At 68.3% G+C, this 13,438-nt stretch carries 14 protein-coding genes; 9 read left to right on the top strand and 5 right to left on the bottom strand.

What is annotated here, in order from left to right; genetic code table 11:
• Positions 1-65: 65 nt before the first annotated feature.
• The gene (gene guaD, locus BM162_RS05535; RefSeq protein ID WP_093418865.1) at positions 66-1,349 is read right to left on the bottom strand and encodes a guanine deaminase; all 1,284 of its coding nucleotides are present in this window, start codon (positions 1,347-1,349) and stop codon (positions 66-68) included.
• 129 nt (positions 1,350-1,478) lie between these two features.
• Here guaD and mgtE point away from each other — a divergent pair, with 129 nt between their 5' ends.
• From mgtE to BM162_RS05560, 5 genes are all read left to right on the top strand, one after another.
• Complete coding sequence (mgtE, locus tag BM162_RS05540) at positions 1,479-2,870, top strand: magnesium transporter (protein WP_093418868.1); 1,392 nt, start codon at positions 1,479-1,481, stop codon at positions 2,868-2,870.
• Positions 2,867-3,436: a 5-formyltetrahydrofolate cyclo-ligase gene (locus BM162_RS05545; RefSeq protein WP_093418871.1), complete on the top strand. Its 570-nt coding sequence runs from the start codon at positions 2,867-2,869 to the stop codon at positions 3,434-3,436. Before mgtE ends, BM162_RS05545 begins: the two co-directional genes overlap by 4 nt.
• Position 3,437: 1 nt before the next feature.
• Positions 3,438-4,136 carry an exopolysaccharide biosynthesis protein gene (locus BM162_RS05550; protein ID WP_245759180.1) on the top strand — a complete coding sequence of 233 codons (699 nt, stop codon included), beginning with the start codon at positions 3,438-3,440 and terminating at the stop codon, positions 4,134-4,136.
• Between the two features lie 171 nt (positions 4,137-4,307).
• On the top strand, positions 4,308-4,745 hold the full coding sequence (locus BM162_RS05555; protein WP_093418873.1) for a universal stress protein: 438 nt from the start codon (positions 4,308-4,310) through the stop codon (positions 4,743-4,745).
• 16 nt (positions 4,746-4,761) lie between these two features.
• Positions 4,762-6,306, top strand: coding sequence for an alanine/glycine:cation symporter family protein (locus BM162_RS05560; protein WP_093418876.1), 1,545 nt, complete (start codon positions 4,762-4,764; stop codon positions 6,304-6,306).
• Between the two features lie 174 nt (positions 6,307-6,480).
• On the opposite strand, the gene BM162_RS05565 is transcribed toward BM162_RS05560, so the two are convergent.
• From BM162_RS05565 to BM162_RS05575, 3 genes are all read right to left on the bottom strand, one after another.
• Complete coding sequence (locus tag BM162_RS05565) at positions 6,481-7,209, bottom strand: FadR/GntR family transcriptional regulator (protein WP_177215075.1); 729 nt, start codon at positions 7,207-7,209, stop codon at positions 6,481-6,483.
• 57 nt (positions 7,210-7,266) lie between these two features.
• Positions 7,267-8,232, bottom strand: a complete 966-nt coding sequence (gene denD / locus BM162_RS05570; RefSeq protein WP_093418881.1) for a D-erythronate dehydrogenase — start codon at positions 8,230-8,232, stop codon at positions 7,267-7,269.
• A gap of 96 nt (positions 8,233-8,328) precedes the next feature.
• The gene (locus BM162_RS05575; protein ID WP_093418884.1) at positions 8,329-9,345 is read right to left on the bottom strand and encodes a TRAP transporter substrate-binding protein; all 1,017 of its coding nucleotides are present in this window, start codon (positions 9,343-9,345) and stop codon (positions 8,329-8,331) included.
• Between the two features lie 133 nt (positions 9,346-9,478).
• Between BM162_RS05575 and ltnD the strand changes: the two genes are divergently transcribed.
• The 4 genes from ltnD to BM162_RS05595 are packed head-to-tail and all read left to right on the top strand — an operon-like array spanning position 9,479 to position 13,026.
• The gene (gene ltnD / locus BM162_RS05580; RefSeq protein ID WP_093418886.1) at positions 9,479-10,375 is read left to right on the top strand and encodes an L-threonate dehydrogenase; all 897 of its coding nucleotides are present in this window, start codon (positions 9,479-9,481) and stop codon (positions 10,373-10,375) included.
• Positions 10,375-11,622 carry a 3-oxo-tetronate kinase gene (otnK, locus tag BM162_RS05585; protein WP_093418889.1) on the top strand — a complete coding sequence of 416 codons (1,248 nt, stop codon included), beginning with the start codon at positions 10,375-10,377 and terminating at the stop codon, positions 11,620-11,622. Before ltnD ends, otnK begins: the two co-directional genes overlap by 1 nt.
• Positions 11,615-12,259, top strand: coding sequence for a 3-oxo-tetronate 4-phosphate decarboxylase (gene otnC / locus BM162_RS05590; RefSeq protein ID WP_093418891.1), 645 nt, complete (start codon positions 11,615-11,617; stop codon positions 12,257-12,259). The genes otnK and otnC overlap by 8 nt, the downstream gene beginning before the upstream one ends.
• Positions 12,259-13,026, top strand: coding sequence for a hydroxypyruvate isomerase family protein (locus BM162_RS05595; RefSeq protein ID WP_093418894.1), 768 nt, complete (start codon positions 12,259-12,261; stop codon positions 13,024-13,026). The genes otnC and BM162_RS05595 overlap by 1 nt, the downstream gene beginning before the upstream one ends.
• Before the next feature lie 134 nt (positions 13,027-13,160).
• Here the strand turns inward: BM162_RS05595 and minE are convergent, their stop codons facing one another.
• Complete coding sequence (gene minE / locus BM162_RS05600) at positions 13,161-13,436, bottom strand: cell division topological specificity factor MinE (RefSeq protein ID WP_093418896.1); 276 nt, start codon at positions 13,434-13,436, stop codon at positions 13,161-13,163.
• Positions 13,437-13,438: the final 2 nt, after the last annotated feature.

Here is a 13,438-nt window from a genome sequence, read left to right on the forward strand (position 1 = left end):
TTTCTCGTGGATAATAGGGAAAAGTTTTGGCGCGGGTGGCTGGCCGCCGGCTCAGCGCATCGCGCTCAGACCTTGTTGCCGGCCACGCGCACCTCGCGCACGGCGCGGTCGTCGCCCATCATGATGGTCGGGAACACGGCTTCCCAGATGTCCCCGGCCCGGGCCGCGCGCTGCGCGATGGCGGGGGTGGAGGCAAGGTCGAGCACCACGAGGTCGGCCTCGATCCCCGGTGCCAGCCGGCCGATGCGGTCGCCCATGCGCAGCGCTTCCGCCGAGCCCGCGGTCGCCAGCCACAAAAGCTGCGCGGGGTGCAATGCCGTGCGCGACAGCTGCCCGATCTCGTAGGCGGCCGCCATCGTCCGCAGCATCGAGAAGGACGAGCCGCCGCCGGTGTCGGTGGCCAGCCCGATCCGGTGGCCCGCGGCCTTCAGCTTCGCCAGTGGCATCAGGCCCGATCCGATGAAAGCGTTCGACGTCGGGCAATGGATGAGCGCCGCGCCGACCTCGGCGATCCGGTCGCGCTCGCGCGGGTCGAGGTGGATGGCGTGGCCGTAGAGGGCGTTCGGCCCCAGCAGCCCGTGCGCCTCGTAGGTATCCAGATAGTCGCGCGCCTCGGGGAAGAGCTCGCGCACCCAGGCGATCTCGTCGGTCTGCTCGGACAGGTGCGTCTGCATCAGGCAGTCCGGGTGCTCGACCCAGAGCGCGCCCATCGCCGCGAGCTGCTCGGGCGTCGAGGTGGGCGAGAAGCGCGGCGTGATGGCGTAGGACAGTCGCCCCCGGCCGTGCCATTCCTCAAGCAGCCGCTTGCTGTCGTCATAGGCCGATTGCGGCGTGTCGCGCAGCCCCTCGGGCGCGTTGCGGTCCATGCAGGTCTTGCCCGCCACCAGCCGGACGCCCCGCGCCTCGGCCGCGGTGAAGATCGCCTCCACGCTCTCGGGGTGGATGGTGCAGAAGCTGACCGCCGTGGTCGTGCCGTTCGCGAGCGTCAGGTCGAGGTAGCGCTCGGCGATCTCCGACGCGTAGGCGGGGTCCGCGAAGCGCATCTCCTCTGGGAAGGTATAGAGATTCAGCCAGTCGATCAGTCGCTTGCCCCAGCTCGCGATCATCGCGGTCTGCGGAAAGTGCACATGCGCGTCCACGAAGCCCGGCAGGATCAGCGCGTCGCCGTGATCGGTGACGGCCGCCTGCGGGTGCGCCGCGCGCAGCTCGTCCGCCGGCCCCACGGCCCGGATCACGCCGTCCTCGACCAGCACGCCGCCACTTGTCTCGTGGCGCGCCGCGTCCTCCGGCGGCATGGCGAAGGGGTCGCCGTGGAAGGCCAGGGTCTGGCCGATGAGAAGCTCTGCCATTCCGGCCCTCGTCGTTGTTCGGGGCGCACCCTATTTCCGTGGGCGGACAAGGTAAATCGCGACGTCGGGCACTGGCGGGCACGACGGTGCTCCCCTATGTTCGCGGCGGCCTGAGCAGGGGAGTCGGCTATGCCCGAGGAAGACATCATCCTGGATGACCCCGAGACCCGCGAGGAGGGTGCGTATTCGCTCGACCCGCGCACGGTCCAGGCCATCCTCGAGGCGGTGGAGGCACAGGATGCCGACCGCCTGAAGGAGCTGGTGGAGCCGTTCCACGCAGCCGACATCGCCGACCTTTTGGAGCAGGTGAACCACGAGGAGCGCGAGGCGTTCGTGCGCCTCTACGGCACCGAGTTCGACGGCGAGATCCTGTCGGAACTCGAGGAAGGCATCCGCGCCGAAGTGATCGCGGCGCTGTCTCCCGAAGTGCTGTCCGAAGCCGTGCGCGAGCTGGAAAGCGACGATGTCGTGGATCTGCTCGAGGACCTCGAGCAGCCGACGCAGGACGCGATCCTCGAGATCCTCGAGGCCTCGGACCGGCTGGCGGTGGAGCAGGCGCTCAGCCACCCGGAATATTCCGCCGGCCGCCTGATGCAGCGCGAGGTCGTCGCCGCCCCCGAGCATTGGAGCGTGGGGCAGGTGATCGATTTCATGCGCGCCCACGACGACCTGCCCGAGCAGTTCTATCACGTGATCCTGGTGGACCCGCGGATGAAGCCCGTGGCGCAGGTGACGCTGGGCAAGATCATGTCCTCGCGCAGGACGACGAAGCTGGCCGACCTGGTGGAGCCCGACTTCCGCACGTTCCGCGTGGACGAGGAGGAGGGCGACGTCGCATACGCCTTCAACCAGTACCACCTGATCTCGGCCCCCGTGGTGGACGACGACGGCCGGCTGGTGGGCGTGATCACCATCGACGACGCCATGATCGTGCTGAACGAAGAGAACGAGGAGGACATCCTGCGCCTCGCCGGTGTGGGCGACGAAAGCCTGAACGACCGCACCTTCGACATCGCGCGGCAGCGGTTTCCATGGCTGTTCGTCAACCTGATCACGGCGATCCTGGCCTCTCTGGTCATCGCGCAGTTCGAGGCGACGATCGCCGCCGTGGTGGCGCTGGCGGTGCTCATGCCCATCGTGGCGTCGATGGGAGGCAACGCGGGCACGCAGTCGCTGACGGTCGCGGTGCGGGCTCTGGCGACGCGCGACCTGACGGGGGCGAACGCGCTGCGCGTCATCCGGCGCGAGATTGTGGCCGGCTTCCTGAACGGCTGCGTCTTTGCGGTGCTGATGGGAGTCGTCGGCATCCTGTGGTTCGGCACGCCCATGCTGGGCGTGGTGATCGGGGCGGCGATGGTCATCAACCTGGTGATCGCCGGACTTGCCGGCATTCTGGTGCCGCTCACGCTGGACAAGGCGGGGGTCGATCCCGCGCTGGCGTCGGGGGCTTTCGTGACGACGGTGACGGACGTGGTGGGCTTCTTCGCCTTCCTCGGCCTTGCCGCGGTGCTGTTGCTGTGACGCTGGCCGAGGACAAGGCGAAGGCGCGTGCGCTGGCCTTCGCGCGGCGCAAGGCGGCGCAGGCCGCCGCCGGGCCGGACGCGCACACGCTGCTGGCCGAGGTCGTCGCCGAGCATCGGGGCAAGCCGCTGTCGGGATACATGCCCATCCGGACCGAAATCGACCCGCTGCCGGTCATGGCCGAGGCGGCGGAGCACGGGCCCGTCGGCGTCCCGGTGATCGAGGGTAAGGGCCTTCCGCTGACCTTCCGCAGCTGGACACCGCATTGCACGCTGGTCGAGGGGCCCTTCGGCGCCATGATCCCCGCAAGCGGGGAGCCGGTCGTGCCCGAGGTGCTGATCGTCCCGCTCGTCGCCTTCGACCGGGCGGGGGGACGTCTGGGCTATGGCGGCGGGTTCTACGACCGGACGCTGGCCGGTCTCCGCGCCGCCGGACCCGTCACGGCCATCGGCTTCGCCTTCGCCGCGCAGGAGGACGAGGGGCTGCCGCGGGAGGAGACGGACCAGCCGCTGGACCTGATCGTGACCGAGGCGGAGATCATCGCGCCGCCGAAGGACTGGTCGTGACGTGTCCGCCGACGGAAACTTCCCGCCGCGCGACGACGCGGACCCGGCGAGCCGGACGATGAGCGCGCCCGACGAGGAAACGGATGCGGGGGATGGCCTGACCCGTCCCTCGGGGTCCATCTCGCGGTCACTGGTGCGCGCCGCGCGACGTCCCCCGGGCGTCGAGACGGTCGCGGTCGGCCACATCATCGAGCGGCTGGGCGAGCGGTCATTCGGCTGGCTGCTGGCCTTCTTCTCGATCATTACTTTCCTGCCGCTACCGCCCGGCGCATCGCTGATCACCGGCATTCCGCTGCTTCTGATCACCGCGCAGCTCGCGCTTGGTTTCCCTTATGTCCGGCTGCCCAAATTCATCACGCGCCGGCGCCTGAAGATCGACAAGTTCCGCCGCGCGGTCGTGCGGGCCCGCGCCGTTACCCGGCAGATCGAAAAGGTGATCAAGCCACGCACGCCGTGGATCTTCGCGGCCAGAAACGAGCGCCCCTTGGGCGTCGCGCTGTTCTGCATCGCCTTCGCGCTGTTCCTGCCGGTTCCCTTCACCGGCTGGTTCCCGGCCGTATCGATCCTGATCGTGGGGCTGGGCTTCATCGAGCGCGACGGTCTGGCCGTCCTGACGGGGCTGGGGCTCGGCGCGGCCTCGGTCGCGCTGACGGTGACGTTGCTGGCCGTGCTGGGGGCTGGCGCGAACTTCATCTGGTGAGCCGGGTGCCGCAAGAACCGGCGCTTTCCACAGTTCATCGGGAGGTTTCGGCCGGAATCCGCAGATTTGGATGACCTCGCGTCACATGGATCGGCGAAATGGTGCTACCTTGTCCCGAATCGCACAGCGCTCGGCCGGTCAGGCGGACGCGCCCGGGAAGGGGAAGCACCCATGACGACCACCCTCGTCGTCGGACTGGACGGCGGTCCGACCGGACAGAAGGCCCTCGACTTCGCAAAGGACCGCGCGCGCGCTCTCGGCGACTGCCTGATCCTCATCTGCTACGTGATCGAGTGGTCGCCCTATACCTTCCAGACGCCCGAGGAGAACGAGCAGCGCCACCAGCGCCGCGAGGAAGAGATCGCGCTGGCGCACGAGCGTGTCGTCGATCCGGCGGCAAAGGCGGCGCGGGACGAGGGCTTCACCGTAGAGGACCACGTGGCGCACGGCGACGCGGCCGAGATCCTCGACCGGCTGGCCCGAACCCGCGGCGCAACGCAGATCATCATCGGACGGGTCGCTACGAAGGGTATGATGGAGCGGCTCTTCGGGGGCGTCAGCGCCCGGCTGATCGCCACGTCCTCGGTTCCCGTCACCATCGTTCCCTAGGCAGGAGGCCCGCGAGATGAAGTACCTTTCCCGGGGAGCCGCCGCCGCGGCGTGCCTGCTCCCGCTGCCGGCACTGGCGCAGGAGGCTGCGGTGTCGTTCGACCAGCGCGTCAACGACGTCTTCGCCGCCTCGACCGGCTGGTTCGTCAGCCTGATCTTCGCGCCCATCCCCGGCACGAGCTTCCCGTGGATCGTGCTGTGGCTGGTCGTCGCGGCCAGCATCTTCACGATCTATTTCGGCTTCATCCAGTTCCGCGCCTTCGGCCACGCCCTGCGGCTGGTGAGGGGTGACTACTCCGATCCCAACGACGCGGGCGAGGTGAGCCACTTCCAGGCGCTCGCCACGGCGCTGTCGGGCACGGTGGGGCTGGGGAACATCGCGGGCGTGGCCGTCGCCGTCGGAATCGGCGGGCCGGGCGCGACGTTCTGGATGATCCTGGCGGGCCTTCTGGGCATGGCGTCGAAGTTCACCGAGTGCACTTTGGGCGTGAAGTACCGCAACGAGTATCCGGACGGCCATGTCTCGGGCGGGCCGATGTACTACATGACCAAGGGCTTCGCCGAGCGCGGCGTGCCCGGCGGCGCGATCCTGGCGGTGATCTTCTCGATCTTCACCATCGGCGGGGCGCTGGGTGGCGGGAACATGTTCCAGGCCAACCAGGCGCACGCGCAGATCGCCGGTATCCTGGGCGACTATCCCGGCTGGATCACCGGCGTCGTGTTCGCGGCCGTCGTGTTCGCCGTCATCATCGGCGGCATCAAGTCCATCGCGCGGGTCACCGAGAAGGTCGTGCCGTTCATGGGCATCCTCTATGTCGGGGCGGCGTTGATCGTGCTGATCGCGAATTACCAACTGATCGGCTGGGCCTTCGGGCAGATCTTCGTGGGCGCGTTCACCGGGCTCGGCGTGGCCGGTGGCCTCGTCGGCGCGCTGATCCAGGGCTTCCGGCGCGCCGCCTTCTCGAACGAGGCCGGCGTCGGCTCGGCGGCCATTGCCCACTCGGCCGTGCGTACGAACGAGCCGATCACCGAGGGCGTCGTGTCGCTGCTCGAACCCTTCATCGACACCGTTGTGATCTGCACGATGACGGCGCTGGTCATCACCATCTCGGGCGTGCTGATCACCGATCCCGACACCGGCAGGTTCGTGCTGGACGACGGGGCCATCGCGACGGTGGGCGACGTGTCGGGCGTGCAGTTGACGTCGGCCGCCTTCGCCACCGGGCTGTCGTGGTTCCCCTACGTGCTGGCGCTGGCGGTGGTGCTCTTCGCCTTCTCGACAATGATTTCTTGGTCGTATTACGGGCTGAAGGCGTGGACCTTCCTGTTCGGCGAGGGGAAGAAGACCGAGCTGACCTTTAAGCTGATCTTCTGTGTCTTCATCGTGATCGGGGCGGCGGCGCAACTGGGTGCGGTGATCGACTTCTCGGACGCGATGATCTTCGCGATGGCGGTGGCCAACATCATTGCGCTCTACGTGTTGATGCCGGTCGTCAAGCGCGAGATGAACGCGTATTTCGGCAAGGTCAGGTCCGGAGAGATCGCGCCCTACGCCTCGTGACCCGACCACGCGCGGCAGCAGGATGGGACAGGCTCAGGCGTTCCGCGCGTCGGGCGTTCCCCGAAGGGAGCTACGCATAATCCAAGGCCGGCGCTCCTCGGGGATGAGGGGCGCCGCCCTTGTGAGCGATGCGCGGCTAGGCGTACCGCAAGCGAACGGAAAAGGCCCACGGCCTCACCATGTGGAGATCCGGGTGACCACGCGGTCGTCGGGGGCGGCCTGCGCCTCTTCCAGCCGACGCCAGCGCTCCAGCATGGGCTGGCCGGAGTTTCGGCAGTGGACCTGCATCGCGCGGCGCGCGGCGGCCGGGTCGCGGGCCTCCAGCGCCTCGATCACCGCCATGTGCTCGTCGCGGTAGAAGCGGCGGATGTCTTCCTCATTTTGCCGATTGTTGGCGCGCGTCCACTCGGGAAAGCGCAGGCGCGCGCGCCAGAAGTCCTCGACGATCGAGACGAAGACCGAGTTGCCGGTGCTGCGGGCGATGGTAACGTGGAAGTCGCGGTCGTCGCGCTCGCTTTCCGCGAAAGGGCGGGCGGGGTCGATCATCAGGTCGACCTTCCGGCGCAGGACGGCCAGGTCTTCCGCGCCCACCGTTTCGGCCGCGATGGCCGCGATCTCGGGCTCGATGCGGTAGCGCGCCTCGACGAGCTCGAAGAAGCCCGGCAGGCCCTTCGGCTCCACCGGGCGGTCGGGCAGGGTGTCGGCGACATAGGCGCCCGCGCCGAAGCGGGTGACGACGTAGCCCATGAGCTCGAGCGCGATCATCGCCTCGCGCACCGTGGCACGGCTGACCTGAAGCCGCTCCACAAGCTCCTTGTCCGGCGGCATCTTGGACCCCGGCGCAAGTTCCCCGGCGCGTATCTCCGCCGCGATCTCCTCGGCCACGAGGCGGTAGCGGGGCATCTGTTGTATCGGCTTCATTACGTCGTCGTCTCTCTGCGGCCCTGGCCGCGCGGGGCGTCAGGCGGAGGGAAGGTCGTCCTCCAGGTACGCCCGCACGTTGTCCTCGAACCCGTCGTCGTTCACCAGTCCGAGGGCCTGGGCTTTACGCGCATTGTACTTCGAGCGCCAGCCACGCACGATCTTCTCTACCTCCGGTTGCTTCTCCCAGCGGATCAGCTTCGCTGGTTCCGGCCCTGCCACGCGGGTCATCGCGTCGATCATCTGCTGCACGGTGAGGGTCTGGCCGGGCAGGGTGATCGTGCGGCTCTGGCCTAGGTCGCCGGCGTCGAGTTCGGCAGTCCGGACGAGGTTCTCGACGCAACGGCGGGGCGAGAGGTAGTAGTGCTCGAAGTCCGGATCGACGGGACAAACGGCTTCCTGCCCGTTCAGAGGTTCGCGGATGATCGACGACATGAAGGACGAGGCCGCCCGATTCGGCTTGCCCGGCCGGACCGAGATCGTGGGCAGGCGCAGCGTGCGCCCGTCGATGAAGCCCCGGCGCGAGTAGTCGTTGACCAATTGCTCGCCGATCGCCTTCTGCACCCCGTAGGAGGTCTGCGGGTTCGGGATGGTCCAGTCCTCGATCGGATCGGGAACGTCGCCGCCGAACACGGCGAGGGACGAGGTGAACACCAGCACCGGCGCGGACTCGAGCGCGCGGCAGCGCTCCAGCACGTTGAGGACGCCGTGCAGGTTCACGTTCATGCCGGTCTCGAAATCGGCCTCGGCATGGGCCGAAACGACGGCGGCGAGCAGGTAGATGACGTCGTTCGACCCGTCGATCAGCGAGGCGACGCTGTCCGGATCGGTGATGTCCACGGCCTTGGAGGCGACGTCGAACGGAGCGTCGGGCGTGTCCGGCGCCGACAGGTCCACCAGCGTCAGGCCTGTGATGGGCCGGCCGCGCAGCTCGGCCCTGGCTGTCAGCGCATGCGCCAGTTTGGTGCCCAGGAAGCCGCCGCCGCCGATTATCAGAACGTTCATCTCTGCCTCTGTGTCTGTTTTTGAAGCTGCAAAGGGGCGGCGGAGTACCCGCCGCCCCGTCGACGCGCCGTGGCGCGATGTCGAGGTGCGGCGGCGTCAGCCGCCGAGCCCGATGCGCTCGATGAACTCTTTGTGGCTGTTCACGATCGACTCGGTCTCTGGCGTCTTGGTCGCCCAGTTGTCCCATGCCGCCTTGGCCGCCGCCCGGAACTGGCCGCGATCTTCCTCGGACCAGTCGTGCAATGTCACGCCCTTCTCGGGCAGCATCGCCTTGGCCTCGCCGTTGTCGACGAGAACGCGCATCATGGTCTTGAGCGCCAGTTCGTTCATGGCGGTCTTGAGGATCTGCTTCTGGTCGTCGGGCAGGCTGTCCCACACGCTGCTGGAACAGGCGAGGTGGTCGGCCGACATGGAGTGGAAGCCGGGATAGGTGGTGTACTCGGCCACGTCGTAGATCCCCAAGCCCACGTTGTTGGCCAGGCTCGAGGCGTCGGCGCCGTCGATGATGCCCGTTTCGAGCGCGGTGAAGATCTCGGTGAAGTCCATGACGACGGGCTTGGCGCCCAGCGACGCGAAGATCTCGCTCTCCATCCCGGGGGGCGAGCGGAACTTGAAGTTCTTCAGATCCTCGATGCCGGCGATCGGCTTTGTGGAGTTGAGTGATTCCTGCCCGCCGACCCATGCGCCGACGAATTCCATCCCGTGCGCATTGTAGAGCGCGTTGATCTCTTCGGCACCGCCGCCGTACGTGATCCAGCTCAGGAACTGGAGCGGCGTGTCGTAGCCGCCCATGACGTCGGCCACGAACTGGAAGGCCGGGTTCTTGCCGGTCTGGTAGCTGCCGTTGGTCATGTCGCAGTCGAGGATGCCGCTGGCGGCCGCGTCGAAGGCCTCGGCCGACTTAACCACCGCCGACGAATAGAAAATCTCGATGTCGATTTCGCCGTCGGACATGGCCTCGACGTTGTCCACGAATTCCTGCGCAAGCTGGCCCGACGGCGCCTCGGGCGAGTGATGCGTCTGAATGCGCAGCGTCGTCTGCTGGGCGGCCGCTGCACCGGCGGTCAGGGCGAGCGCTGCGGTGGCGCCCATGAACAGGGTCTTGAGGTTCATCTGGTTTCTCCTCCTCCTCCAGAGTCGAGGCGACCTTAGACGGTTTGCAGCAGATTGCCAGACAATCTTGCAATCAGGTGGACCCCATGCGACTGATGCACATGAACCGGACGCTGCGGGAGGAGTATCGCGAATGTCGGGAAAAGCGGTCGTCGTCGGCCTGGGCTCAATGGGCATGGGCATGGCGAAATCCCTCGTCCGTGTCGGCTTCGATGTCACCGGCGCGGATATCGATCGGTCGCGGGTAGAGGAGTTGGTGGAGGCCGGCGGATCGGACCGGGATCCGGCACAAGCCGCGGCGGATGCGGAGGTGTTGGTGTGCGTCGTCCTGAACGCGACGCAGTCCCGCGAGGTGCTGTTCGGCGAGGCGGGCCTGGCCCGACGGCTGAAGCCCGGCGCGGTGATAGTTGCGTGTGCAACTGTCCCGCCCGAATTCGCCCGCGAGATGGCGGCCGAGGCCGCGGCGCTCGAGCTTGTATACCTCGACGCCCCGATTTCGGGTGGCGCGGCCAAGGCCGCCGAGGGGAAGCTGTCGATCATGGCCTCGGGCAGCGAAGATGCCTTTGCCGCCGCGCGCCCCGCGCTCGACGCGATGGCCGAGACGGTGCACGACCTCGGGCGCGAGGCCGGGGCCGGGTCGGCGATGAAGGCGGTGAACCAGCTTCTCGCGGGTGTGCACATCGCGGCGATGGGGGAAGCGCTGGCCTTCGCCACGGCGCAGGGGCTGGACCTTTCGCGGGTGGTGGACGTGATCGGCGTTTCGGCCGGGAATTCCTGGATGTTCCAGAACCGCGCGCCGCACGTGGTCGACAACGACTACGCCCCGCGTTCCGCGGTCAACATCTGGCCGAAGGACCTCGGCATCGTCAGCGAGATCGCTGAGGGGGCCGGCCTGCCGGTGCCGCTGACGGCCGCCGCCCTGGCGCAGTTCCGCGCGGCGGCCGAGGCCGGGGACGGCGGCGTGGACGACGCAGCTGTGGTCCGCGTCTATGCCCGCGCCGCGGGGCTGAAACTGCCGGGAGACGACTGATGCTGCTGGGCTGTATCGGGGACGACTTCACCGGGTCGAGCGACCTGGGCAATACGCTGACCAAGTCGGGCATGCGAACCGTGCAGTATGTCGGCGTACCCGACCACCCGGCGGAGTCGGATGTCGAGGCCGGCGTGGTGGCGCTGAAGTCGCGGTCGATCCCCGTGGACGAGGCGGTGCGGCTGTCGCTCGACGCGCTCGACTGGCTGCGTGAACAGGGCTGCGAGCAGTTCCTGTTCAAGTACTGCTCCACCTTCGACTCCACGCCCGAGGGCAATATCGGACCGGTGGCCGAGGCGCTGGCCGATGCGCTGGACGCGCGGAAGGTGATTGTCTGCCCCGCGTTCCCTGTGACCGGGCGCTCGGTCTACCAGGGCCACCTGTTCGTGAAGGACAAGCTGCTGAACGAAAGCGGGATGGAGAACCACCCGCTGACGCCGATGATCGACGCCGACCTGCGCCGTTGGCTGGCGCGGCAATGCCGGGGAACGGTGGGGCACATTCCGGCCACGGACGTTTTCGCGGGGCCGGACGCGGTGCGTGCGCGGATGGAGTCGGAGGACGCGGCGGGCCATCGCCTGCTGGTCGCCGACGCCATCCGGGACGAGGACCTGCGCGTGCTGGGGCAGGCGGCCGCCGGTCTGCCGCTGGTCACTGGCGGTTCGGGTATCGCGCTGGGGCTGCCGGACAACTTCCGTAACCAGTTGTCGGGACAGGCGGGTGCGTGGCGCGGGCAGGAGGGGCGGGCGGCGATCCTGTCGGGGTCGTGCTCTGTGGCAACCCGCGCGCAGGTTGCGCGGCATCAAGGCGAGGCACCGGCGCTCGAGGTCAGCGCGGACGATCTGATGAGTGGCGCTGTCACCGCGCGGGGCGTCGCGGACTGGATGCTGGCGCAGGACGGGCTGCCTCTGGCCTTCTCCTCGGCCGATCCCGACACGGTGCGCGCGGCGCAGAAGCGCCATGGGCGCGAGACCATCGCGAACGCGTTCGAGCGCTTCTTCGCCGACACCGCCCGCGCTCTGGTGAACGGCGGCGTCACGCGGCTGATCACGGCGGGCGGAGAAACCTCCGGCGCGGTGGTCGAGGCGCTCGCCCCGCGGCGGCTGGAGATCGGGCCGGAGATCGACCCCGGCGTGCCGGCGATGCGGGCGGGCAAGAACCTCGTCGTCGCGCTGAAATCCGGCAATTTCGGGGGCGACGACTTCTTCGCCAAGGCCGCGCGCATTCTTGGAGCTGACGATGAGTGAGACGAAGCTGCGCGAGGATATCTGCTGGCAGGCGGCGTCGATCTTCAATCGTGGCATGACCGGCGGCGCGTCGGGCAATATCTCGGTCCGGACCGAAGACGGGGGGCTGCTGGTCACGCCGACGGGGTCGAGCTTCGGGCGGCTGGACCCGGCGCGGCTGAGCCGTTTCGACGCGGCGGGCAATCACATCGGCGGCGACAAGCCGACGAAGGAGATGCCGCTGCACGCCGCGTTCTACGAAACACGCCGCTCGGCGGGGGCCGTGGTGCACCTGCACTCAACGCATTCCGTCGCGCTGTCGATGCTGCCCGAGACCGACCCCGACAACATGCTGCCGCCGTTGACGGCGTACTCGATCATGCGGCTCGGCAAGGTGAAGCTCCTTCCGTATTTCCGACCCGGCGATCCGGCGATGGGCGACGCGGTGCGCGGGCTGGCGGGGAAGCGCTCGGCCGTGGTGCTGGCCAATCACGGTCCGGTGGTGGCGTCGAAGGACCTCGAGGCCGCCGTCTATGCGATGGAAGAACTGGAGGAGACGGCGAAGCTTGCGATCCTCCTGCGCGGGGCGAACGCGGTGCACCTTACACACGAGCAGATCACGGACGTGGTGACGAAATTCGAAGTGGATTGGGACTGATGACGTTCTCCGCCAACCTGGGCTTCCTGTTCACCGACCGGCCGCTGCCCGACGCCATCCGGGCGGCGAAGGCCGCGGGCTTCGCCGCGGTCGAGTGCCACTTCCCCTACGAGGTCCCGCCCGAGCAGGTGAAGGCCGCGCTGGACGAGACGGGGCTGCCGATGCTGGGCCTGAACACCGTGCGGGGGAACGTGAAGGCGGGCGACTTCGGGATCGCGGCCCTGCCGGGGAGGGAGGCCGAGGCGCGCGCGGCAATCACGCAGGCGGTGGAGTACGCGACGGCCATAGGCGCCCGAGCGGTTCACGTCATGGCGGGCAAGTCCGGCGGCGCCGCGGAGGCCGAGGCCACCTATCGCGGCAACCTGCGCTTTGCGTGCGATGCAGCCGAGGCGCGGGGCCTGTCGATCCTGATCGAGCCGATCAATCACCGCGACGCGCCGGGCTATCACCTGAGCCGTGTCGAGCACGCCACCGAGATCATCGAGGCGCTGGGCCGCGACAGCCTTCGCATCATGTTCGACTGCTATCACACGCAGATCATGCAGGGCGACCTGACCGAGAGGTTCCGCGCGCACCTGCCCCTGATCGGCCACGTGCAGATCGCCGCCGTGCCCGACCGGGGCGAGCCCGACGAGGGCGAGATCCACTATCCGCGCCTGATCGCCGCGATGCGGGACATTGGCTATGCTGGCGCGATCGGGGCCGAGTATCGGCCCCGCCACGGCGATACCGAGGCCGGGCTGAGCTGGCTTTCCCAGTTTTCCTGAGGCTGCCTTGAAAGCGGTCGCGACCGGCGTTCGCGGAGGATGCGGCAGCACGCCCTGATCGGGCGCCGGCCTGCTCCGACCGCTCGGCGGAGCAGGAGTTGCCGACCGGCGGACGTATCGTCCGCCGGCGGTGTTCAGCTTTCGGCGCCCTGGCCGTTGCCGCGGGAGTTCGGCAGATCGATGTTGATCTCTAGGCTCGACAGCTCGTCGCCGCGCTCCATCCGGATGTCCACGGCGTCCTTGCCGATCTTCATGTGCTTCTGGATCGCCGCGAGGATGTCGCGCTGGAGCATGGGAAGAACGTCGGGCGTCGAGCCATCGGTGCGCTCGTGTGCGAGGAGGATCTGCAGGCGCTCCTTGGCGGTCTGCGCCGTGTTCGCTTTGCGGGGGCGAAACGAGAGTCCGAACATGG

The sequence above is a fragment of the Tranquillimonas alkanivorans genome (assembly GCF_900115595.1).
GTDB lineage: Bacteria > Pseudomonadota > Alphaproteobacteria > Rhodobacterales > Rhodobacteraceae > Tranquillimonas > Tranquillimonas alkanivorans.

Excerpts from the sequence above, each read along its gene's own strand:
- BM162_RS05565 (WP_177215075.1), bottom strand. The coding sequence starts at position 7,209 with ATGCCCCGCTACCGCCTCGTGGCCGAGGAGATCGCGGCGGAGATACGC.
- denD (WP_093418881.1), bottom strand. The coding sequence starts at position 8,232 with ATGAACGTTCTGATAATCGGCGGCGGCGGCTTCCTGGGCACCAAACTG.
- minE (WP_093418896.1), bottom strand. The coding sequence starts at position 13,436 with ATGTTCGGACTCTCGTTTCGCCCCCGCAAAGCGAACACGGCGCAGACC.
- BM162_RS05595 (WP_093418894.1), top strand. The coding sequence starts at position 12,259 with ATGACGTTCTCCGCCAACCTGGGCTTCCTGTTCACCGACCGGCCGCTG.
- mgtE (WP_093418868.1), top strand. The coding sequence starts at position 1,479 with ATGCCCGAGGAAGACATCATCCTGGATGACCCCGAGACCCGCGAGGAG.
- BM162_RS05560 (WP_093418876.1), top strand. The coding sequence starts at position 4,762 with ATGAAGTACCTTTCCCGGGGAGCCGCCGCCGCGGCGTGCCTGCTCCCG.
- BM162_RS05575 (WP_093418884.1), bottom strand. The coding sequence starts at position 9,345 with ATGAACCTCAAGACCCTGTTCATGGGCGCCACCGCAGCGCTCGCCCTG.
- BM162_RS05555 (WP_093418873.1), top strand. The coding sequence starts at position 4,308 with ATGACGACCACCCTCGTCGTCGGACTGGACGGCGGTCCGACCGGACAG.
- guaD (WP_093418865.1), bottom strand. The coding sequence starts at position 1,349 with ATGGCAGAGCTTCTCATCGGCCAGACCCTGGCCTTCCACGGCGACCCC.
- ltnD (WP_093418886.1), top strand. The coding sequence starts at position 9,479 with ATGTCGGGAAAAGCGGTCGTCGTCGGCCTGGGCTCAATGGGCATGGGC.
- otnC (WP_093418891.1), top strand. The coding sequence starts at position 11,615 with ATGAGTGAGACGAAGCTGCGCGAGGATATCTGCTGGCAGGCGGCGTCG.
- otnK (WP_093418889.1), top strand. The coding sequence starts at position 10,375 with ATGCTGCTGGGCTGTATCGGGGACGACTTCACCGGGTCGAGCGACCTG.